Origin of the sequence: Streptomyces sp. 8N616 (assembly GCF_052246385.1) — a bacterium.
In the GTDB taxonomy this organism is placed as follows: Bacteria; Actinomycetota; Actinomycetes; order Streptomycetales; family Streptomycetaceae; genus Streptomyces.
In genome coordinates, this window is record NZ_JBQQBY010000064.1 from 1 (window position 1) to 19,789 (window position 19,789).

The 19,789-nt window shown below is 71.0% G+C and carries 19 protein-coding genes and 1 tRNA gene; 8 read left to right on the plus strand and 12 right to left on the minus strand.

The annotated features are described in order from the left end of the window. Window positions 1-41: 41 nt before the first annotated feature. Window positions 42-1,181: an ABC transporter ATP-binding protein gene (locus tag ACTWQC_RS34855; RefSeq protein ID WP_443319876.1), complete on the minus strand. Its 1,140-nt coding sequence runs from the start codon at window positions 1,179-1,181 to the stop codon at window positions 42-44. A gap of 262 nt (window positions 1,182-1,443) precedes the next feature. Here ACTWQC_RS34855 and ACTWQC_RS34860 point away from each other — a divergent pair. Then, window positions 1,444-1,516 (plus strand) — tRNA-Thr (locus tag ACTWQC_RS34860). 74 nt (window positions 1,517-1,590) lie between these two features. Here ACTWQC_RS34860 and ACTWQC_RS34865 read toward each other — a convergent pair. Further along, on the minus strand, window positions 1,591-2,256 hold the full coding sequence (locus ACTWQC_RS34865) for a chitinase (protein WP_443319877.1): 666 nt from the start codon (window positions 2,254-2,256) through the stop codon (window positions 1,591-1,593). A 337-nt stretch (window positions 2,257-2,593) separates the two neighbouring features. On the opposite strand from ACTWQC_RS34865, the gene ACTWQC_RS34870 reads away from it, so the two are divergent. Further along, window positions 2,594-3,064, plus strand: a complete 471-nt coding sequence (locus tag ACTWQC_RS34870) for an ArsI/CadI family heavy metal resistance metalloenzyme (RefSeq protein ID WP_443319878.1) — start codon at window positions 2,594-2,596, stop codon at window positions 3,062-3,064. Between the two features lie 66 nt (window positions 3,065-3,130). Here ACTWQC_RS34870 and ACTWQC_RS34875 read toward each other — a convergent pair whose 3' ends face one another. Continuing rightward, entirely contained in the window at window positions 3,131-4,798 is a 1,668-nt protein-coding gene (locus tag ACTWQC_RS34875) for a DoxX family protein (RefSeq protein WP_443319879.1), read from the minus strand. A gap of 454 nt (window positions 4,799-5,252) precedes the next feature. Between ACTWQC_RS34875 and ACTWQC_RS34880 the strand changes: the two genes are divergently transcribed. Then, window positions 5,253-5,441, plus strand: a complete 189-nt coding sequence (locus ACTWQC_RS34880) for a hypothetical protein (RefSeq protein ID WP_443319880.1) — start codon at window positions 5,253-5,255, stop codon at window positions 5,439-5,441. A gap of 20 nt (window positions 5,442-5,461) precedes the next feature. Beyond that, window positions 5,462-5,686, plus strand: a complete 225-nt coding sequence (locus tag ACTWQC_RS34885; protein ID WP_443319881.1) for a hypothetical protein — start codon at window positions 5,462-5,464, stop codon at window positions 5,684-5,686. Window positions 5,687-5,731: 45 nt separating this feature from the next. Here ACTWQC_RS34885 and rlmB read toward each other — a convergent pair whose 3' ends face one another. From rlmB to ACTWQC_RS34910, 5 genes are all read right to left on the minus strand, one after another. Next, window positions 5,732-6,685 (minus strand): 23S rRNA (guanosine(2251)-2'-O)-methyltransferase RlmB, encoded by a 954-nt coding sequence (gene rlmB, locus ACTWQC_RS34890; RefSeq protein WP_443319882.1) that lies wholly within the window; start codon window positions 6,683-6,685, stop codon window positions 5,732-5,734. Between the two features lie 107 nt (window positions 6,686-6,792). Beyond that, window positions 6,793-8,193, minus strand: a complete 1,401-nt coding sequence (gene cysS / locus ACTWQC_RS34895) for a cysteine--tRNA ligase (RefSeq protein ID WP_443319883.1) — start codon at window positions 8,191-8,193, stop codon at window positions 6,793-6,795. 243 nt (window positions 8,194-8,436) lie between these two features. Next, on the minus strand, window positions 8,437-8,958 hold the full coding sequence (gene ispF, locus ACTWQC_RS34900; protein WP_443319884.1) for a 2-C-methyl-D-erythritol 2,4-cyclodiphosphate synthase: 522 nt from the start codon (window positions 8,956-8,958) through the stop codon (window positions 8,437-8,439). Then, window positions 8,945-9,721, minus strand: a complete 777-nt coding sequence (gene ispD / locus ACTWQC_RS34905; protein WP_443319885.1) for a 2-C-methyl-D-erythritol 4-phosphate cytidylyltransferase — start codon at window positions 9,719-9,721, stop codon at window positions 8,945-8,947. The genes ispF and ispD overlap by 14 nt, the downstream gene beginning before the upstream one ends. Before the next feature lie 334 nt (window positions 9,722-10,055). After that, on the minus strand, window positions 10,056-10,538 hold the full coding sequence (locus tag ACTWQC_RS34910) for a CarD family transcriptional regulator (RefSeq protein WP_003953493.1): 483 nt from the start codon (window positions 10,536-10,538) through the stop codon (window positions 10,056-10,058). A gap of 594 nt (window positions 10,539-11,132) precedes the next feature. Here ACTWQC_RS34910 and ACTWQC_RS34915 point away from each other — a divergent pair. Further along, window positions 11,133-11,834 carry a DUF461 domain-containing protein gene (locus ACTWQC_RS34915; RefSeq protein WP_443319886.1) on the plus strand — a complete coding sequence of 234 codons (702 nt, stop codon included), beginning with the start codon at window positions 11,133-11,135 and terminating at the stop codon, window positions 11,832-11,834. 122 nt (window positions 11,835-11,956) lie between these two features. Here ACTWQC_RS34915 and ACTWQC_RS34920 read toward each other — a convergent pair whose 3' ends face one another. After that, window positions 11,957-12,637 (minus strand): response regulator transcription factor, encoded by a 681-nt coding sequence (locus ACTWQC_RS34920; RefSeq protein WP_360860746.1) that lies wholly within the window; start codon window positions 12,635-12,637, stop codon window positions 11,957-11,959. Then, window positions 12,634-13,914 (minus strand): sensor histidine kinase, encoded by a 1,281-nt coding sequence (locus tag ACTWQC_RS34925; RefSeq protein ID WP_443319887.1) that lies wholly within the window; start codon window positions 13,912-13,914, stop codon window positions 12,634-12,636. The genes ACTWQC_RS34920 and ACTWQC_RS34925 overlap by 4 nt, the downstream gene beginning before the upstream one ends. Before the next feature lie 278 nt (window positions 13,915-14,192). Between ACTWQC_RS34925 and phoU the strand changes: the two genes are divergently transcribed. Both phoU and ACTWQC_RS34935 read left to right on the plus strand, forming a co-directional pair. Further along, window positions 14,193-14,870 carry a phosphate signaling complex protein PhoU gene (phoU, locus tag ACTWQC_RS34930; RefSeq protein ID WP_443319888.1) on the plus strand — a complete coding sequence of 226 codons (678 nt, stop codon included), beginning with the start codon at window positions 14,193-14,195 and terminating at the stop codon, window positions 14,868-14,870. Window positions 14,871-15,309: 439 nt separating this feature from the next. Beyond that, window positions 15,310-15,606, plus strand: a complete 297-nt coding sequence (locus tag ACTWQC_RS34935) for a GYD domain-containing protein (RefSeq protein WP_443319889.1) — start codon at window positions 15,310-15,312, stop codon at window positions 15,604-15,606. Window positions 15,607-15,679: 73 nt separating this feature from the next. Here ACTWQC_RS34935 and ACTWQC_RS34940 read toward each other — a convergent pair whose 3' ends face one another. Beyond that, window positions 15,680-16,441 (minus strand): phosphoglyceromutase, encoded by a 762-nt coding sequence (locus tag ACTWQC_RS34940; protein ID WP_443319890.1) that lies wholly within the window; start codon window positions 16,439-16,441, stop codon window positions 15,680-15,682. Window positions 16,442-16,547: 106 nt separating this feature from the next. On the opposite strand from ACTWQC_RS34940, the gene ACTWQC_RS34945 reads away from it, so the two are divergent. Further along, entirely contained in the window at window positions 16,548-17,837 is a 1,290-nt protein-coding gene (locus tag ACTWQC_RS34945; RefSeq protein WP_443319891.1) for an MDR family MFS transporter, read from the plus strand. Here the strand turns inward: ACTWQC_RS34945 and ACTWQC_RS34950 are convergent. Continuing rightward, entirely contained in the window at window positions 17,794-19,554 is a 1,761-nt protein-coding gene (locus ACTWQC_RS34950) for a glycosyl hydrolase family 28-related protein (protein WP_443319892.1), read from the minus strand. The two genes, ACTWQC_RS34945 and ACTWQC_RS34950, sit on opposite strands and share 44 nt — an antisense overlap. Window positions 19,555-19,789 lie beyond the last annotated feature (235 nt).

Sequence of the window (19,789 nt, forward strand, 5' to 3'; positions counted from 1 at the left end):
CCGCTCAGGTGTACGGCGCCGCGGCCCTGGTGCTCTGCCCGTCAGTCGCTCAGGCGCTCGCCGGAGGACGTGGAGAAGACGTGGGTCTCGCCGGGGCGCGGCACGACGTGCAGCGTGGAGCCCTTCTCCGGGACCTGCCGCCCGCTCACCCGGACCACGAGGTCCTTGCGCTCGCCCCCGCCGACCTCGGCGGTGCCGTAGACGTAACCGTCGGCGCCGAGCTCCTCGACGACGTTGACGGTGACGGCGAGGCCGGCCGGGGCGTCCTCGGACTCCTTCGACAGCGACTTCGCGGCGGCGCCGTTCTGCTCCACGACGTCGAAGTGCTCGGGGCGTACGCCGACCGTGACCGTCCGGTCGCCCTTGTCGGACGCGGTGGAGAGCGCCTCGCGCGACACCGGCACCACGCTGTTGCCGAACTTCACGCCGCCGTCGGTGATCGGCACCTCGACGAGGTTCATGGCCGGGGAGCCGATGAAGCCCGCGACGAAGAGGTTCGCCGGGCGGTCGTACATGCTGCGCGGCGAGTCGACCTGCTGCAGCAGCCCGTCCTTGAGGACCGCGACGCGGTCGCCCATGGTCATGGCCTCGACCTGGTCGTGGGTCACGTACACCGTGGTGATCCCGAGGCGGCGCTGCAGGCTCGCGATCTGCGTACGGGTCTGGACGCGCAGCTTGGCGTCGAGGTTCGACAGCGGCTCGTCCATGAGGAACACCTGCGGCTCACGGACGATGGCGCGGCCCATCGCGACGCGCTGCCGCTGCCCGCCGGAGAGTGCCTTGGGCTTGCGGCCCAGGTACTCGGTGAGGTCGAGAATCTTCGCCGCGTCCTCGACCTTCGCGCGGATCTCGGCCTTCGGCACACCCGCGATCTTGAGTGCGAAGCCCATGTTGTCGGCGACGCTCATGTGCGGGTAGAGCGCGTAGTTCTGGAACACCATCGCGATGTCCCGGTCCTTCGGCGGGAGGTGCGTGACGTCCCGGTCCCCGATCCGGATGGAACCGGCGTTGACGTCCTCGAGCCCCGCGAGCATCCGCAGCGAGGTGGACTTTCCGCAGCCGGACGGGCCGACGAGAACGAGGAACTCGCCGTCCTCGATCTGAATGTCGAGCTTGTCGACGGCGGGCTTGTCGGAGCCCGGATAGATCCGGGTCGCGTTGTCGTACGTGACCGTAGCCATGTTTGTTGTGGTCCCTTCACCGGCAGGAACGTGCCGGACGATCCGAGTAAAGGTTTAGTCCACCTGAGCGAACTGCCGGTGACGGTACCTTGCGGCTCGGCGGTTTGTCAGTAGCCGGAGACGGGCGAAATCGCTCGGCGGAGCGCCACCGGGCTGCCGCTCCGCTCACCGCTCGCCCCCCCGCCCGCCGCCCGCCCGCGGCTCCGGGCGAAAGCCGATGGCGTGGCTCCGCGGGAGGGACGCTGTGTAGTCTGTACGGGCTGCCGCCTTAGCTCAGCTGGTAGAGCGCCGCTCTTGTAAAGCGAAGGTCGTCGGTTCGAGCCCGACAGGCGGCTCCGAAAAGCCCAGGTCAGTCAGGCTGACCTGGGCTTCCTGACATCGGCCGTCGGCTGGTGACCGGCTCAGCCGATCAGCAGTACAGGTTGTCGCCCGGCGTCGTGCCCAGGACTCCGACGAACTGCTTGTACTTGTCGACCCGGCTCTGGACCTGGCCGGGGTTCCCGCCGTTGCACTCCAGGCTGCCGTTGATGGAGCGGATCGTCTCGCCGAAGCCCCGCTGGTTGACCATCGCGTCGTGCGGCGTCATCGTGCCCGGCCCCGTCTGGGTGTTCCAGTACCAGAGGGCGGTCTTCCAGGAAACGGCGGCGTCCCGCTCCACCTGCCAGGGGTTGTTGAGCAGGTCGATGCCCAACGCGTCGCCCGCCGCCTTGTAGTTGAAGTTCCAGCTCAGCTGGATCGGGCCGCGGCCGTAGTACGCGGCCTGGCCTGCGGGGCAGCCGTACGGCTGGGTCGCGTCGCAGTAGTGGGGGTAGTTGTCCTGGTTCTGCTCGACGATGTGGACCAGGCCACCCGTCTCGTGGCTGACGTTGGCGAGGAAGGCGGCCGCCTCCTGCTTCTTGACCGTCTCGCTGCCGGTGTTGGCGAACGCGGGGTACGCGTCCAGGGCCGCCGTCAGGCCGCTGTACGTGTAGAAGGAATTCCGGTTCGGGAACATCTGGTTGAACTGGGCCTCACTCACGATGAACTCTGCCTTCGTCCGCGGCGTGGTGGTGGCCGCATTCGAAGTCATGGGCATGACAACCCAGAGCGCGCACCCGACCAATGCGGCGGTGAGCCACGCAACGATGCGTTTCCTCGACACTTGAGCACTCCTTCAATCTGCGAGCCGCTCGAGACCGCCGACGGGGCAGTCGAACTGCGCGGCCGCTGTGGGGGATTGAGACCACCCAAGCTGCTTGGTCTACACCACCCGCGTCAAGGTTTAGACCAATCCATTTTCGGCCGTTGCCCAGATACGGATTCGAGATTCGACATGGATCTATATTGACACTCGTCGAATCATGGAGCAGACTTCGATACAGACATCGACAAACGTCGAATCAGGATCACCTGTCATCGAACAAGGAGTGGTCATGTCCTCGTCCCGAGTCCAGCTCGCCCTGCGCGTCGCCGACCTCGAAGGCTCCATCGCCTTCTACTCCCAGCTCTTCGGCGCCGAGCCCGCCAAGCGGCGCGAGGGCTACGCCAACTTCGCCATCGCCGAACCCGCCCTCAAGCTCGTCCTCATCGAAGGCCGGCCCGGCGAGGACACCCGCCTCGACCACCTCGGCGTCGAGGTTCCCACCACCGGCGACGTCAGCGCCGCCACCGCCCGCCTCAAGGACGCGGGTCTCGCCACCTTCGAGGAGAACGACACCTCCTGCTGCTACGCGCTCCAGGACAAGGTCTGGGTCCACGGCCCCGGCAAGGAGCCCTGGGAGGTCTACGTCGTCAAGGGCGACGCCGACACCCTCGGCAGGAGCGCCGCGAGCGACACCCCTTCGAGCAACGCCCCCGCCGCGGATGCCTGTTGCGGTGCCGGGGCGGCGACCTGCGGCTGCTGACCGCCGGGAGACGCACACCCCGGCGACCAGCAGCCAGCCGCGGTCAGCCGAACCGCTCCACGGCACTCAGCCGAGGAGGCCTCCAAGGGCGCCGCCGCTGCCCGAGCCGCCGTCCGAGCCGCCACCCGTACCGCCGTCGCCACCACCGGAACCGCCGCCCGGATCGGTCGAACCACCACCGCTCGACGACGGTCCCGCCGTACGGCTCGGCGGCTCGGGCGCCGCCGGCTGCTGCGCCGCCCCGCCGCCGTTCTGGCCGATGGGAGACCGGCCCGGCTGCTGCCCCGAACCGACCGTCCCGGTCTCCCGCGCGGTCCCCGGCCCGGTCGAGGCCCCGGCGGACGGGCCGGCGCTCCTCTGCGCCTCGGGCGAGCCGGTGCCGGCCGAGGTCGGCCCCTGCGAGGACTTCTCCGCGCTCGGCTTCCGCGGCAGCGGCGTCCCGGGCAGGTGGTTACGGGGCTCGTCGGTCGTCCCCGGCACGGTCGTCATGTCCGTGGACCGCACCGCGCCGCCGAGCATCGAGCCGACCAGCAGGGTCATGCCGACGACGACCGCGGCCATGACCGTGCCGCGCCGCAGCACGCGCCGCCGCAGGTGCCAGATCGGGACGCGCGGGCCGAGCCTGCGCCACGCCTCGCCCGCGAGCCGGGCGTCCATCGAGTACACCGGAGCGCCCGCGATGACCAAGGGGCTCCAGGCGGCGAGGTAGATGATGTCCGGCGCGTCGTACGCCGGCAGGGTCCGCCAGCTGACGGTGACCAGCAGCGCGGCGGAGAGCAGTGCGCCGAAGGAGGCCGCGACGCGCTGCCACAGTCCGAAGACGGTCAGCACGCCGACGACGACCTGCAGGAAGGCGACGGTGAGGCCGGAGCCGACGGGGTGGGCGAGCGCGAAGTCGCGCAGCGGCGAAGCGACGCCCCAGGGGTGCAGGTGGGAGAGCCACGTGACCATGGAGCCGCGCTCGCCGCCGTCGAAGTAGACGGGGTCGCAGAGCTTGCCCATGCCCGCGTAGATCGAGATGAAGCCGAGGAAGATGCGGAGCGGGAGCAGCACGACGCCGAGGTTCATCCGGCGGCCCGGGTAGTACGCGTGCCGGACGTTGTCCGAGCCGTGGCGCCGACTCCGCGTCTCCCCCTCGCCGAGCTCCTCGTATGCGTCGTAGTCGTCGCGGTCGCCGTACTCGTCGTGCGCGTCGTACTCGTCGTGCGCGTCGTGGTCTCGGTATCCGCCGTACTCCCCGGTGTCCCGGACCCCGTCTCCGCGCGCGCCGCGCTCGTACGCGCGGCCCCCCAGCCGTACGGGCCGCAGCACGGTGGTGTCGTCGTCCGGCTGCGGGACACGCGGCCCGATGATCGTCGGTGGCGGTTCTTCGAGGCTGATCCGCGGCAGCACCTGGGTGGTGCCGCAGTCCCCTCCGCCCCCGGCTTCCGCGCCGACGCTCGCGCCCGAGTTCCGTACGGCCTGCAGGAGCCGGCCGGCGGCGGGGTCGCCGGGCTCGGTGCGGCCGCTCCACACGACGGGGGTGCGGCGCCTGGCGGAGCCGTCGGCGGCCGGCGCCGCGAGTTGCGCGCGGGTCGCCGCGCCCTGGACCGGCGTGGCGAGCTGCACTCGGAAGCTCGCGTGGTTGACGATGACCTGGGCCGGGTCGGACGGCACCTTCACCGTGCTCAGCGCAGGCTCGGCGTCGAATCGTGGCGAGCGTCCCCCCGTAGGGCGGAGTGTTCTGGTGTCCACGCTCAACTAACCGAGTGACTCCGGTTTAAGACACTGCCTTGACGACCGTGAACTGTCCGAGACCCGTCAAGATCCTCCTCCCGGGAACCGTGCGGAGCGTCAGAATGTCGGTCCCGGCGACGACGGAAGCATGGACGACTCAGAGGAGCCAGCGGTGTCCGACCGGAACGCTACCGCCCCGGCATGGGGCCCGCCGAGCACGAGGCCTCGAGGCGGCTTCGCGGACGGGCGCGTTCCGGAGCCGACGCCTTCACCCACGCCACCTCCGAAATCGCGGAGCTGCACGCGAAGATGCTTCGCAAGGCGCGCAAGCTCAGCCGCTCCGGCGAGAGCTTCCAGCGCGGCATCGGGGTGGCGCTGGTCCTCGAGTCGGCGGGCCTGTCGCTTCAGCTGGCGGGCGGCGGGGTCTCGCTGCGGCGCGGTCCAGCTGCTGGGCGCCGGCGCGGGCGCTCTGGTGATCGGCCTGGTCTTCACCGACCGGGGCGACACGCTCCGCAGCGGCCTGGGGCACAGCGTGACGTCTCCCACCCTGAAGCGGGACTGGGAGACCCTGCTGCGCGCGTACGGCGGCCGTATCACCGAGGCGGCCGGGCCTGCAGGACAGCGCAGCAGCCAGGCCGACCAGCAGGTACCCGGAGCGTAGCCGTCCCGGCGGCGGGCGGGGTGGTGTACGAGGACGCGTACGTCATGCTCCTGCGCGACCCCGTCCGCTTCCCCGACGGCCGCACCGGCACGTACATCCGCTCGGTCAGCGCGATGCAGGAGCCCGGCTGCGTCGTACTGCCGCTGCTCGGCGGGGAGGTGGTGTTGCTGGAGCACTTCCGGCACGCCACCCGCTCCTGGCACTGGGAGGTGCCGCGCGGCTTCGGGCCCGGCTGGCCGGGCTGAACACCTGAAGGCGGGGCGTGCTGAACACCCTGAAGACCGGGGGGCTCAGCCGCGGCGGCGCGCTGCCTCGTACAGGACGACGCCCGCCGCCACCCCCGCGTTGAGCGACTCCGCGCCGCCCGGCATCGGGATCCGCACCCGGAGGTCGCAGGTCTCGCCGACCAGCCGGGACAGACCCTTGCCCTCGCTGCCGACGACGATCACGACCGGTCCGTCCAGCACCTCGAGGTCCTGCAGCTCCACGTCGCCGTCGGCGGCCAGGCCGACGACGGTCATCCCGGCCTTCTGGTACGCCTCGAGCGCGCGCGTGAGGTTCGTCGCGCGGGCCACCGGCGTACGGGCGGCGGTGCCGGCCGAGGTCTTCCAGGCGCCTGCCGTCATCCCGGCCGCGCGCCGCTCCGGCACGACGACGCCGTGCCCGCCGAAGGCCGCGACGGAGCGGACGACGGCGCCGAGGTTGCGCGGGTCGGTGACCCCGTCGAGGGCGACGATCAGCGGGTCCTCGCCCGCGTCGAAGGCGGCGGCGGCCAGGTCCTCCGGGTGCGCGTACTCGTACGGCGGGACCTGGAGGACCAGGCCCTGGTGGTTCAGGCCGTTCGTCATCCGGTCCAGCTCGGGCTTCGGCGCCTCCATGAGGGCGATACCACCGCGGTCGCCGGCGAGCTTCAGCGCCTCGCGCACCCGCTCGTCGTTGTCGATGAACTGCTGGACGTAGAGCGTGTTCGCCGGTACGCCCTCGCGCAGCGCCTCGAACACCGGGTTGCGGCCGACGACCAGCTCGCTCGTGCCCTTGGCGCCGCCGCGGCGCGGCGCGGGGCGGCGCCCGGCGTGCTTGGCCTTCGCGTTCGCGGCGCGCTGCTTGGCATGCCCCTTGCGCATCTCGGCGGGCGGGGTCGGGCCTTTGCCCTCCAGGCCGCGGCGCCGCTTGCCGCCACTGCCGACCGTCGCGCCCTTCTTGGACGCGGTGCGGCGGTTCCTGCGCTGGCTGTTCCCCGCCATGTGTCACCAAACTCTTTCCTGCGGGCACGCGTGCTCGCGCGTGCTTGCGTATAGGTACGAACTCGAGGTGCGTACTCGAACAGTGTGCCGCGCCGGAGGCGCGGTCGTCAGCGCGGGCCGAGCTCCCAGCGCGGGCCGGACGGGGTGTCCTCGATGACCAGGCCCGACTGCTGGAGCTGGTCGCGGATGGCGTCCGCCGTCGCGTAGTCCTTACGGGACCGGGCCGCCTGGCGCTGCTCGAGCACCAGCCTGACCAGCGAGTCCACCACGCCGTGGAGGTCCTCACCGCGCTCGGTGCCGGTCGCCCAGTGCTCCTCGAGCGGGTCCAGGCCCAGCACTCCGAGCATCGCACGGACCTCGGCGAGGCGGGCGACGGCCGCTTCCTTGTCGTCGGCGGTCAGCGCGGAGTTCCCCTGGCGGACGGTCGTGTGCACGACGGCGAGCGCCTGCGGAACGCCCAGGTCGTCGTCCATCGCCTCGGCGAAGGCCGGGGGCACCTCGGGCGCGGGGTCCACCGGGCCCCCGGCCTTCTCGACGACGCGCTGGACGAAGCCCTCGATGCGCGCGAACGCGGATTCGGCCTCGCGCAGCGCGTCCTCGCTGTACTCGATCATGGAGCGGTAGTGCGGGGTGCCCAGGTAGTAGCGCAGCACGATGGGGCGCCAGTGCTTGACCATCTCGGCGACCAGCACCGAGTTGCCCAGCGACTTGCTCATCTTCTCGCCGCTCATGGTGACCCAGCCGTTGTGCACCCAGTACGAGGCGAAGGCGTCGCCGAAGGCCTTGGCCTGCGCGATCTCGTTCTCGTGGTGCGGGAAGACGAGGTCGACGCCGCCGCCGTGGATGTCGAAGGCCGCACCCAGGTACTTGTGGGCCATGGCCGAGCACTCCAGGTGCCAGCCGGGGCGGCCGCGGCCCCACGGGGTCTCCCAGCTGGGCTCCCCGGGCTTGGTGGCCTTCCACATGGCGAAGTCGCGCGGGTCGCGCTTGCCGGTCTCGCCCTCGCCCTCCGGCTGGAGGAGGTTCTCCAGGTCCTGGTTGGAGAGCGCGAGATAGCCGGGGAAGGACCGCACGTCGAAGTAGACGTTGCCGTCGGAGGCGTACGCGTGGCCCCGCTCGATGAGGCCGCGCATCATCTCGATCATCTCGGGGACGTGGCCCGTGGCGCGCGGCTCGTACGTCGGCGGCAGGCAGCCGAGCACGTCGTAGCCGTAGTTGAAGGCGCGCTCGTTGCGGAAGCCGATCGACCACCACGGCTCACCGCTCTCCGCGGACTTCGCCAGGATCTTGTCGTCGATGTCCGTGACGTTGCGGATGAACGTGACGTCGTAGCCGCGGTGGCTGAACCACCGCCGCATGATGTCGAAGTTGAGCCCCGACCTGATGTGCCCGATGTGCGGGGCGGCCTGTACGGTCGCGCCACACAGGTAGATCGAGACGCAGCCCGGCTTGAGCGGGGTGAAGTCACGAATCTGCCGGGCGCTGGTGTCGTACAGGCGAATAGTCACGCATCAAGGGTAGTGCGCCTACGACAGTGCCCCGCGACCTATTCGGCCGAGGGACACGGAAGCGTGACAGTTATGACGGGCCGGAGGTCGGGGCCTCCCGGAATGCCCACGGATATCGCCGGTGATCTTACGCGCGGTGGCGCGAGCGATGACCCGCGGGCCGTCCTCGGCCGAGTCGGGGTCGAGCGGACGGGTCGGGTGCACCCGTGGCGGCCCAACTCCCCTTCAGGAAGGCTTGTTTCCTTACGCGTTGGGCGGCCGGAAGACCACGGCCGTCGCGATGGCGGCGAGCCCTTCGCCGCGGCCGGTCAGGCCGAGGCCGTCGGTCGTCGTACCCGAGACCGACACCGGGGCGCCGACCGCCGCGGAGAGCGCCTTCTGCGCCTCCTCGCGGCGCTTGCCGATCTTCGGTCGTACGCCGATCACCTGGATCGCCAGGTTCCCGATCTCGTAGCCGCCGTCCCGTACGATGCGGGCGGCCTCCGTGAGAAGCGTCACACCGGACGCACCTGACCACTCGGGACGGCCGGTGCCGAAGTGCGCGCCCAGGTCGCCGAGTCCGGCCGCGGAGAAGAGCGCGTCGCAGGCGGCGTGCGCGGCGACATCGCCGTCGGAGTGCCCGGCGAGCCCGTACTCGGCGTCCTCCCAGAGCAGGCCCGCGCACCACAGCTCACGCCCCTTCTCGAAGGCGTGCACGTCCGTGCCGATCCCGACCAGGGGCAGCAGGGCCGCCGGGCGGGGCCCGGAGGTGTCATGAGAAGCCATCGGTGGCCCTCCTGCGGGCGAGTACGGCCTCGGCCAGGACGAGGTCCAGGGGCCGGGTCACCTTGAACGCCTCCTCGTGGCCCGGCACGACCACGACCGGGACGCCGAGCCGCTCGACCATGCCCGCGTCGTCCGTGGCGCCCTCGCCCTCGAGGGCGACCTTCTCGTGCGCCTCGACGAGCGTGGCTCGGTCGAAGCCCTGCGGAGTCTGGACGGCCCGCAGCACGGCGCGCTCGGGGGTGCCCACGACGGGCTCGGGCTCGCCCGCGGCCCGCGGCTGGACCTGCTTGACGGTGTCGGCGACCGGCAGGGCGGGGACGACGGCCGGGGCCCCGTCGCGTACGGCGGCGGCCACCGCGTCGACCGTGTCGACGGGGACGAGCGGGCGGGCGGCGTCGTGCACGAGGACGATGCCGACGTCGTCGGGGAGCGCGGCGAGGCCGAGCCTGACGGACTCCTGGCGGGTCTCGCCGCCGGGGACGACGAGCACGTCGGTGGTCTCGGGCGTGGCGTGGTCGTCGAGGAGGGTCCGGACCGCGGCGGCTCCCTCGGGCGGGGCGACCACGACGACGACGGAGACGGCCCTGGAACGGGCCATGGCGCGTACGGCGTGCACCAGCATCGGGGTGCCGCTGAGGGCGCGCAGCGCCTTGGGGGCGCCCGGGCCGAGGCGCACACCGCGTCCCGCGGCCGGAATGACGGCGGCGATACGGGTGTGGTGCGGGCTGTCGGAGCGCTCTTCGGGGCGCCTGCTGTCGGACATTGGTTGCGCGTTCAGGTTTGTTTCCTCGGCCGGGTTGGGTATGGCCTGAGCGTGCCGGGCACGATGCCTCGACCGGTCCCTTCCGTGACAACTGGTCTGGGGGTACCTCCCAGCGGTAGCTGGGGGAGAGCTGCCCGGGCCCGGCACACCAGTTCGCTCAGCGGCGTGCACACTGCCGTGCACATGGTGCCGTACGCATCACCCGAGCCGTTGCCCCCATGCCGCGTTGCCACGCATGCCGCAGCGCCCGGCGACAGACATACGTCACCCGGGCACCGCGGCACGATCAGACCGGCAGAGCTTTCGGACCAGCAGGAGCGGCTGCCGCGTCAGGTCAGGACGCGAGAACCTCGTCGAGCAGGGCCTCGGCCTTGTCCTCGTTGGTGTTCTCCGCGAGGGCGAGCTCGCTCACCAGAATCTGCCGGGCCTTGGCGAGCATGCGCTTCTCACCTGCGGAAAGCCCGCGCTCCCGCTCACGGCGCCACAGGTCGCGGACGACTTCCGCCACCTTGATCACGTCGCCGGAGGCGAGCTTCTCGAGATTTGCCTTGTAGCGGCGGGACCAGTTGGTCGGCTCTTCCGCATACGGCGCACGCAGCACCTCGAAGACCCGGTCCAGCCCGTCCTGCCCGACCACATCGCGCACGCCGACGAACTCCGCATTGTCCGCTGGCACACGAACCGTCAGGTCGCCCTGGGCGACCTTCAGCACCAAGTAGGTCTTGTCCACGCCTTTGATCTGGCGAGTTTCGATGGCCTCGATCAGCGCGGCCCCGTGATGGGGATAGACCACGGTGTCGCCAACCTTGAACGTCATGTGACAGGTACCCCTTCCGTGGCTATCCAGAGTAACACGGGAACGCCCCGTTCTGAATGGCGTTTTCGCAGGTCAGGGCATATCTCAGGGCTTGACAACAGCGGCCGTAACGTGCTTCGGGGGTTCTGTGCAAGTGGGTATTCGCAGGTCGGAGCGGATGTGGCGGTGAGGTGAAACGCGGACGTTACACACCTCGCGGGGCCCTTACGACCGACTGAACGTCCCGGTTTGCCGGAGTCCAGGTGGCTGACTTCCGCTACTCCGTTCGGACCTCCGCCGACGTTCGGCGGGGTGCCCCAACCGCATCCGGACGTCTTTTCGTGAATTGATCACAGCGTTGCTCGCGACATCGGTCGCAGCCATCCGGACCGGCGGGCGCTGATCAATTCCGGCGCCTTCGTGGATTCACCGCCGATAAACCCTTCGGACGAGTGCCGGGTGAATATTCCGCGCGGAGTCCCGGAAGGGAGGACGGGCCTCGGAGGCGGGTCGGGTGCGGAGCCGCCGCGACGGCTCGGTAACCTAAGCGCGCTGACAAGCCCTTGGGGCGGCTTTACGCCGTCCCTCCCCGTCGTCCAAGGAGTTGCCGCCGCCGTGAGCCGCAGCATCCGACGCGGCGCCCTCGCCGCCTCTGCCATCGCCTTCTCGCTCGCCACGCTCTCCGCCTGCGGTGCGGGGAACTCGGCCTCGACGCTGCAGGTCAAGCCGGACAACGCCGCGACGCACGTCGGCGAGATCAAGATCCAGAATGCGAATGTGATCACCCAGCCCGAAGGCACCGAGGGCCCGGCCGTCGTCGCCGCCAAGATCTTCAACAACGGCCAGGAGGACCAGACCCTGGAGTCGGTCACCGTCGAGGGCTCCGGCGAGAGGGTGAAGCTCGCCCCGGCCAAGGGCACGGGCCCGCTGACGGTCCCGGCGGGCGGCGCGCTGACCCTGGGCGGCGAGGGCAACCCCTCCGCCGTACTCGCGGGCGGCAGCGAGTCCCTCCGGGACGGCGACGTCCAGGAGGTCGTCTTCAACCTCAGCCAGACGGGCGCGGTCAGGCTGCAGGCGTTCGTCGTGCCCGCGACGAGCTACTTCGAGGGCTTCGGGCCGACGGCCGTGCCGACCCCGTCGCGCACCGCGAGCCCGACCGGCTCACCGAGGCGCGGCGCCGAGGAGGAGGGCGCGACCGAGGAGGAGGGCGCGGCGAACGGCGACAAGGCCGGTACGCACCGGTCTCCGGGTGCCGGCGAGTCCGCAGACGCGCGCGCGAGCGAGTCGGCCGCCAGCCACGACGCCGCCGGGCACTGATCGCGTAAGCCATATGGCGAGGGCCCCGGAGCCATCAGCTCCGGGGCCCTCGCCATTCGAGGACAGGTTCCTCTACGGGTTCCTTTTACGGGGTCCTTCTACGGGTCCTTTTGCCGGGTCCTTTACGGCTCGAACTTGTAGCCGAGCCCGCGGACCGTGACCAGATAGCGCGGGGCGCCCGGGTCCGGCTCGATCTTGGCGCGCAGCCGCTTCACGTGGACGTCGAGCGTCTTGGTGTCGCCCACGTAGTCGGCGCCCCAGACGCGGTCGATGAGCTGCATCCGGGTCAGCACGCGCCCGGCGTTCCGCAGCAGCATCTCCAGCAGGTCGAACTCCTTCAGCGGGAGGTCCACCTTGCCGCCGCCGACCGTGACCACGTGCCGGTCCACGTCCATGCGTACGGGCCCGGCCTCCAAGGCGGCGGGGACGACCTCCTCCGGCTCCCCGCGGCGGCGCAGCACCGCCCGGATGCGGGCCACCAGTTCGCGGGAGGAGAAGGGCTTGGTCACGTAGTCATCGGCTCCTATTTCCAGGCCGACGACCTTGTCGATCTCGCTGTCCTTGGCGGTCACCATGATGACCGGGACGTTGGAGCGGCCGCGCAGCTGGCGGCACACCTCCGTGCCGGGCAGCCCCGGCAGCATCAGGTCGAGCAGGACGAGGTCGGCGCCGTTGCGCTCGAACTCGTCGAGCCCGTCGGGCCCCGTTGCCGCGATGGCGACCTCGAAGCCCTCCTTGCGGAGCATGTACGACAGCGCGTCGCTGAACGACTCTTCGTCCTCAACGACGAGAACTCGGGTCACGGAAGGACCTCCGGGGCAGGAAGGGGTTCATCGGAGAAGGTCTCGTACGGGCCGTCGTCCTCGGCTTCGAGGTCGTCCGGTCCTACGAGGGGTTGGTTACGGCGGACGGCCTTGTCCCGGCCCCGCTCGCGGCCCGCCTCCGGGAGCCGCAGTGTGAACGTGGAGCCCTGGTTTTCTGCGCTCCACACCGTGACCTCCCCGCCGTGCGAGGCGGCCACGTGCTTGACGATGGCGAGGCCGAGGCCGGTCCCGCCGGTGGCGCGCGAGCGCGCCGGATCGACGCGGTAGAACCGCTCGAAGATCCGTTCTTTGTCCCTGTCGGAGATGCCGATGCCCTGGTCGGTGACGGCGATCTCGATCAGGTCGCCGCCCGGCGCGGTGACCCGGCGGGCGGCGATGCCGACGCGGGTGCGGGCGGGGCTGTAGTTGACGGCGTTCTCGACGAGGTTGCCGAGGGCCGCGGCCAGCTGGCCGCGGTTGCCCCACACATGGTGGTCGGCCGTGCCGCCGGCCGCCATGGTGATCTGCTTGGTGCCGGCCGCGTGGCGGCAGCGGTCGATGGCCTCGGCCACCAGCTCGTCGACGCGCACCGGCTCGGCGTCCTCCAGCGGGTCGTCGTTCTGCACCCGCGAGAGGTCGATGAGCTCCTGAACCAGGCTGGTCAGACGGGTGGCCTCCACCTGCATGCGCCCCGCGAAGCGGGTGACCGCCTCCGGGTCGTCCGAGGCGTCCATCACGGCCTCGGAGAGGAGGGAGAGCGCGCCGACGGGGGTCTTGAGCTCATGGCTGACATTCGCCACGAAGTCGCGGCGCACGGCCTCTATGCGGCGGGCCTCGGTCAGGTCCTCGACCAGCAGCAGGACGAGCCGGGAGCCCAGCGGTGCGACCCGGGCGGAGACGGCCAGCGCATCGCCGCGGCCCGTGCCGCGCCGGGGCAGGTCGAGCTCGATCTGCCGTATCTCGCCGTCGCGACGGGTGTCCCTGGCCATCTTGAGCATGGGCTCGACGGCGAGCTTGCCGCCGCGCACCAGCCCGAGCGCGTACGCCGCGGAGCTGGCCTTGACGACGCTGTCCGACTCGTCGAGGACGACGGCCGAGGAGCGGAGCACGGAGAGTACGGTGTCGACGCCGGGCGGCAGCACGGCGTCGGTGTGCAGCGAGCTGCGGGTGGGCTTCGCCTGCTCCCGCTCGCTCCAGCGGAACGCCAGCATGGCCACGACGCCGGTACACACCCCGGCGATCGCTGCCAGTGCGGCGACCGCCGCGTTCACATCCATGCGTCCAGATTAAGCGGGTGGTGAGACGTATCCACAGGCCGCCGAGGGCGACCTCGGACACTCGTTGCCGAGAGTTCACCGCCAGGTCGTGGCGGATTCACCCCGGTCAGGCGGCCGTAAAGCGCAGGTCGGGGCGGGGTGCCGGATGGCGTGGTGGGCGTTGCCAAGAGTTCACCGTGATGTCGGTGCCGGTTCATTCAAGGGGCTCGAAGGGGACGCACGGGTCCCCGAGCGTGGATGCTGGTGGAACCAGCCAGTTTGATGAGATGAGGATTTCGATGCGGGACGCATACCACGAGGAGCTCGACTCGATCGGTGAGGGCCTGGTCGAGATGGCCCGGCTCGTCGGCTCCGCCGTCGGCCGGGCCACCACGGCGATCCTCGACGCGGACCTCAAGCTCGCCGAGAGCGTGATCGCCGCCGACGAGAAGGTGGACGACCTGCAGCGCGAACTGGAGGCGAGAGCGATAACCCTGCTGGCGCGCCAGCAGCCGGTCGCCACCGATCTGCGGATCGTCGTCACCTCGCTGCGGATGAGCGCGGACCTGGAGCGGTCCGGCGACCTCGCCCAGCACGTGGCCAAGCTCGCGCGGCTGCGCTTCCCCGACACGGCCGTGCCGCAGGACCTGCACGCCACGATCCTGGAGATGGGGCAGCTGGCGCAGCGGCTGATGGCCAAGGCGGCCGAGGTCATCATCACCAAGGACGTCGACCTGGCGCTCCAGCTGGAGCAGGACGACGACGCGATGGACCTGCTGCACCGCACGCTCTTCCAGCACCTGATGGACGACCGGTGGCAGCACGGGATCGAGACGGCGGTCGACGTGACGCTGCTGGGGCGCTACTACGAGCGCTACGCGGACCACGCGGTCTCCGTGGCCCGGCGCGTGGTCTACCTGGTCACGGGCGAGCACGCGGACGAGATCACCGCTTCGGCCCCGGTCGAGGGCGCGTAGCCTCCCGCAGCCGCGGGGCGTGCGCGCTGTACCGCCGCGCTTCCGCGCGCCGTTGATGCGCCCACGCGGACGGGTATGCAGTGAGGGCCGAGGCCGAAGCCTTCAAGGCCTTCGAGGAGGTATCTCATGGCCGACTCCCCCATCACTCTCCCGCCCCGCGAGCAGCACTCCACCGACCGCTCGCCGTCCGTGGCCGAAGTACCGGTGCCCATCGTCGCCGCGTGCGGCTGCGGGTCCGGGTGCGGCTGCGGCTGCCAGAGCGGCGGTCCGTGTCAGTGCGGCGGCTGCTGCGGGTAGCCGCGTCCGATCCGAGCAGTACGCGAGGCCCCGGCCGGTGCTCCGGCCGGGGCCTCGTCGTGTATTCGCCGACCCATGTGTCCGGAATTAGCCTGGTTTTGAGGGGGATTCCTCATGTCGCTCCTCATGGAGGCGAAAAACCATGGCGACCTACATCACGCTGCTGAACTGGACCGAGCAGGGCATCCGGGCCTATCAGGACACCACGAAGCGCGCCGACGCCTTCGCCTCGGCCCTGCAGAACCTCGGGGCGGAGCTCGTGAGCCTCTACTGGACCATCGGCCCGTACGACCTGGTGGCCGTCGTCGAGGCGCCCGACGAGGAGACCGCCACCGCGGCGCTCCTGCAGCTGGGGGCGGTGGGGAACGTCCGCACCACGACCCTGCGGGCCTTCGGGCGAGAGGAAATCGGCCGCATCATCGGCAAGGCCACCGGCTAAGAGCCGGCCCCCAGGCGCGAACGAGCCCCCCGCCGGCAGCGAAGCCGCAGGCAGGGGGCTCTCTCGTGGTGCGTTACTTCTTCTTGCCCTGGTTCTTCACGGCCTCGATCGCGGCCTTGGCGGCCTCCGGGTCGAGGTAGGTGCCGCCCGGGTTGAGCGGCCGGAAGTCGGCGTCCAGCTCATAGGAGAGCGGGATGCCGGTCGGGATGTTGAGGCCCGCGATGTCGGCGTCCGAGATCCCGTCGAGGTGCTTGACCAGCGCGCGCAGCGAGTTGCCGTGCGCGGCGATCAGCACCGTGCGGCCGGTGAGCAGGTCGGGGACGATGCCGTCGTACCAGTACGGCAGCATGCGGGTCACGACGTCCTTGAGGCACTCGGTGCGCGGGCGCAGCTCCGGCGGGATCGTCGCGTAGCGCGGGTCGTCGCTCTGCGACCACTCGGTGCCGTCCTCGAGCGGCGGCGGCGGGGTGTCGTACGAGCGGCGCCACAGCATGAACTGGTCCTCGCCGAACTCGGCGAGGGTCTGCGCCTTGTCCTTGCCCTGGAGCGCGCCGTAGTGCCGCTCGTTCAGCCGCCAGGAGCGGTGGACCGGGATCCAGTGCCGGTCGCACGCCTCGAGGGCGATCTGCGCGGTGCGGATGGCGCGCTTCTGGAGCGAGGTGTGCACGACGTCGGGGAGCAAGCCGGCGTCCTTGAGCAGCTCGCCGCCGCGGACCGCCTCCTTCTCGCCCTTCTCGTTCAGGTTGACGTCCACCCAGCCGGTGAACAGGTTCTTCGCATTCCACTCGCTCTCGCCATGGCGGAGCAGGATCAGCTTGTACGTCGCGTCGGCCATGGCCTGAGCCTAACCAATATTCGATGGTGCGCCGCACCCCGTCACTGTAAGCTACGCATGCGGCATGCGCCTATTACGCAGCACCGCTGCTTCGGGGGGGGCCGCCATGTCCATCGCCAGTCTGAGACGTGCCGCAGTGGAGAGCGTCTCCGGTCTCCCCCGCGCCTTCTGGTGGCTGTGGACCTCCGCCCTCGTCAACCGGCTCGGCGGCTTCGTCGCCACCTTCATGGCGCTCTACCTGACGATCGAGCGCGGCTATTCGGCCTCGTACGCGGGCCTGGTCGCGGCGCTGCACGGGCTCGGCGGAGTGGTGTCGTCCGTGGGCGCGGGCGTGATGGCGGACCGGCTCGGGCGTCGGCCCACGCTCCTCATCGCGCAGACCTCCACTGCCGCCTCCGTCGCCCTGCTCGGCTTCATGACCCACCCGTTAGCGATCGCGGCCGTCGCCTTCCTCGTCGGCATGGCGAGCAACGCCTCGCGCCCGGCGGTCCAGGCGACGATGGCCGACATCGTGGCCCCGGAGGATCGCGTACGCGCCTTCGCGCTCAACTACTGGGCGATCAACCTCGGATTCGCGCTCTCCTCCACCGGCGCGGGCTTCATCGCCGAGCACAGCTATCTGCTCGGCTTCCTCATCGAGGCGGCGATGACGCTGGTGTGCGCGGTGGTCGTCTTCGTGAAGCTGCCGGAGTCCCGGCCGGTGCGCGGCCCCGTGGCGAACTCCGCGGAGGGTTCCGCAGAAACGGAGCCGGACGTCGGCCTCGGGACCGTGCTGCGCGACCGGCGGTTCATGGCCGTGGTCGCGCTGTCGTTCCTCGTCGCCCTGATCTTCCAGCAGGGTTTCGTGGCGCTGCCCGTCGCGATGGGTGCGGACGGCTTCTCCAGCTCCGACTTCGGCCTCGCCATCGCGGTCAACGGCCTGCTCATCGTGGCCCTGCAGATCCCCGTCACCGGGCTCATCGAGCACCGCGATCCGATGCGCCTGCTGGTCGTCTCCGCGCTGCTCACGGGCTACGGCTTCGGGCTCACCGCCTTCGCCGGGTCGCTGACGGTGTACGTGCTGACCGTCTGCGTGTGGACCCTGGCCGAGATCGTCAACTCGCCTACGCAGATGGGCCTGGTGGTGCGGCTCTCGCCCACCCACGGGCGCGGCCGCTACCAGGGGATCTACACCTTGTCCTGGTCGGTGGCCGCGCTGGCCGCCCCGCTGACCGGCGGTCTGGTCATCGACGCCTACGGGGCGGCCTGGCTCTGGGCGGGCTGTGCGGTGACGGGCACGGTGGCCGCGCTCGGCTACTGGCTGCTGATGCGGGACCTGCCCCAGGCCGCGCCGCCCTCCGCAAAACAACGGGTCAGCGCAGCCCCCGCTGGGCCTCGTACAGATTCCGTGGCCTGACCGCCTCCGGGTGGCCGTAGGACTCGATACGGGTGGTGAGCTCGCCCTCGAAGTCCGGCTCGTCGATCTGGCCGAACTCGCGGACGGTGCTGATGCCGACCGTCGCGCTGTACGGCGCGATCTCGTCGATCTTGATGCAGCCCGCACGCTCGTTGGTGACGGTGACGTTCCAGTGGGTGAAGCGGGCGCCGTAGAGCGGCCCTGCGCTCGCGTCGCCGCCGTGCGCCCCGTCGTTGTGGACGGTGACCTCCGTACGGACGTTGGCGAACGGGAGCCCGCGGTGGGTGTCGAACGTCCCCGTCTCCATCCGGCCGCGCGACCAGACGTTGTAGCTGGACAGCCCCTCGACGTTGATGCCGTGCAGCTGGGTGCCGGGCGGGGCGGGGACGGTCCGCCGGTCGATCCTGAAGTCCTCGACGAGGTTGTCGTGCGAGCCCTCGCGGCAGCAGTACGGGTGGTGGCTGCCGCGCCCGGACACGCGCGTGCGGCGCAGCGTGCACGCCTTGGCGGCGACCAGCAGGAAGCCGTTGTCGACATCGACCGCGTGCACATCGTCGACCCAGCAGTCCCAGGCGCACTGCAGCGCGACACCGTTCCAGCCCTTGTCGAGGAGGTGCGGCGACTGGGGGGTCCTGGTCATCTCGAGGGTGATGCCCTCGACGCCGGAGCCGGTCACGGGCTTGACGAGCGTGGTGAGTTGGGGCCGCCACTCGGGGCGTGCGTCGAGCGGGAGGGGGCGGTCGAGGGTGACGCTGCGCCCGCGGACGGCCGTGATGCGGCACGGCCACTCGTAGGGGACGTAGCTGGTCAGCTTGGTCTTGTCGTCCCAGGCGTACGACGTGGTGCCGGGGCCGTCGCCCGCCATGTGCTCGAGGAGGGTGTGGCCGGCGTCGTCGGCGAGGCGGAGCAGGACGCGGTCGCCGCCGCGGAGGGCGGTGGGGTGAGCGACGGTGACGGTCCAGTCGCCCCGGCGGGCGGGGGCGGTGACGGGAGTGAGGGTGCGCCACTCGTCGCGCTTGTTGCCGGTCCAGCCCTCGAAGGGCCAGGCCTTGGCGCGGATTGCGTCGGTGAGGGGGCGGTAGCGGTCCGTCGGGCAGATCCAGACGAGCCCGCCGGCCCAGGACCAGGCGGACTTGTCGCCGCCGTAGCGGCTGCCGTAGGGGCCGATGAGGTCGGTGAGGTTACGGGTGGCGTTGAGGGTGGTGCGGGCGGATCCGGCGCCGCGGAGGACGACGTCGTCGTGGCCGAGGCGGATGACGTCGTCGATGCGGTACGTGCCGGGGGGCACGGTGACGGTGCCGCCGCCGCGCCGGCCGACGTCCTGGACGGCCTGGTTGATGGCGGGCGCGGCGTCGGCGGATCCGTCGGGCCGGGCGCCGTAGTCCCGTACGACGTCGGCGCGGACGGGCGGGCGGGGGAAGTCCCGGCGGCCACCGGCGTATCCGGCGCGGGCGACGTAGGGGACGTGGGGGTGGGCGTACGGGTTTGCGCTGAACTCGCGCCATAGGGAGGAGGTTTGTGGTTGCGCGGAGGTTTGTGGTTGCGCGGCGGCTCGGGGGGCGGCGGGTGTCTTGGGCGGCGCGGGCGGCTGGGACGCCCCGGGTGGCTGGGCGGCGGCTGGGGCGGCGTGGCCGCCGAGGGCGACCGAGCCGGCCGTGACGGCGATCGCGCTGCGGAGGAGTCGTCTCCGGCCGAGGCCGCGCGGGTTGTTCTGCATGAGCCCGCCTTTACATGGATGTGAACACTATTCAGGTGAGCGACTGTGTTCTGAGCGTGCCATGCGCCGGCAGTGGGCGGGAAGGGGTCGTACGGCCGAATCGCCCCGCGAAGCACGCGAGTTGCCGCGGCTGGCGGCGCGCCCGCTCCCCCACCCACCCACCCCATTGAAGGGCTTGCGCCCCCTTCAACCCGCCGCCCGCCGCGCGGAGATGCCCCCCGCGCTCCGCGCCGGG

Bases quoted from the DNA above. Each gene is read 5' to 3' on its own strand.
- ACTWQC_RS34855 (WP_443319876.1), bottom strand. From the start codon at position 1,181: ATGGCTACGGTCACGTACGACAACGCGACCCGGATCTATCCGGGCTCC.
- ACTWQC_RS34865 (WP_443319877.1), bottom strand. From the start codon at position 2,256: ATGCCCATGACTTCGAATGCGGCCACCACCACGCCGCGGACGAAGGCA.
- ACTWQC_RS34870 (WP_443319878.1), top strand. From the start codon at position 2,594: ATGTCCTCGTCCCGAGTCCAGCTCGCCCTGCGCGTCGCCGACCTCGAA.
- rlmB (WP_443319882.1), bottom strand. From the start codon at position 6,685: ATGGCGGGGAACAGCCAGCGCAGGAACCGCCGCACCGCGTCCAAGAAG.
- ispF (WP_443319884.1), bottom strand. From the start codon at position 8,958: ATGGCTTCTCATGACACCTCCGGGCCCCGCCCGGCGGCCCTGCTGCCC.
- ispD (WP_443319885.1), bottom strand. From the start codon at position 9,721: ATGTCCGACAGCAGGCGCCCCGAAGAGCGCTCCGACAGCCCGCACCAC.
- ACTWQC_RS34910 (WP_003953493.1), bottom strand. From the start codon at position 10,538: ATGACGTTCAAGGTTGGCGACACCGTGGTCTATCCCCATCACGGGGCC.
- ACTWQC_RS34925 (WP_443319887.1), bottom strand. From the start codon at position 13,914: ATGGATGTGAACGCGGCGGTCGCCGCACTGGCAGCGATCGCCGGGGTG.
- phoU (WP_443319888.1), top strand. From the start codon at position 14,193: ATGCGGGACGCATACCACGAGGAGCTCGACTCGATCGGTGAGGGCCTG.
- ACTWQC_RS34935 (WP_443319889.1), top strand. From the start codon at position 15,310: ATGGCGACCTACATCACGCTGCTGAACTGGACCGAGCAGGGCATCCGG.
- ACTWQC_RS34940 (WP_443319890.1), bottom strand. From the start codon at position 16,441: ATGGCCGACGCGACGTACAAGCTGATCCTGCTCCGCCATGGCGAGAGC.
- ACTWQC_RS34945 (WP_443319891.1), top strand. From the start codon at position 16,548: ATGTCCATCGCCAGTCTGAGACGTGCCGCAGTGGAGAGCGTCTCCGGT.
- ACTWQC_RS34950 (WP_443319892.1), bottom strand. From the start codon at position 19,554: ATGCAGAACAACCCGCGCGGCCTCGGCCGGAGACGACTCCTCCGCAGC.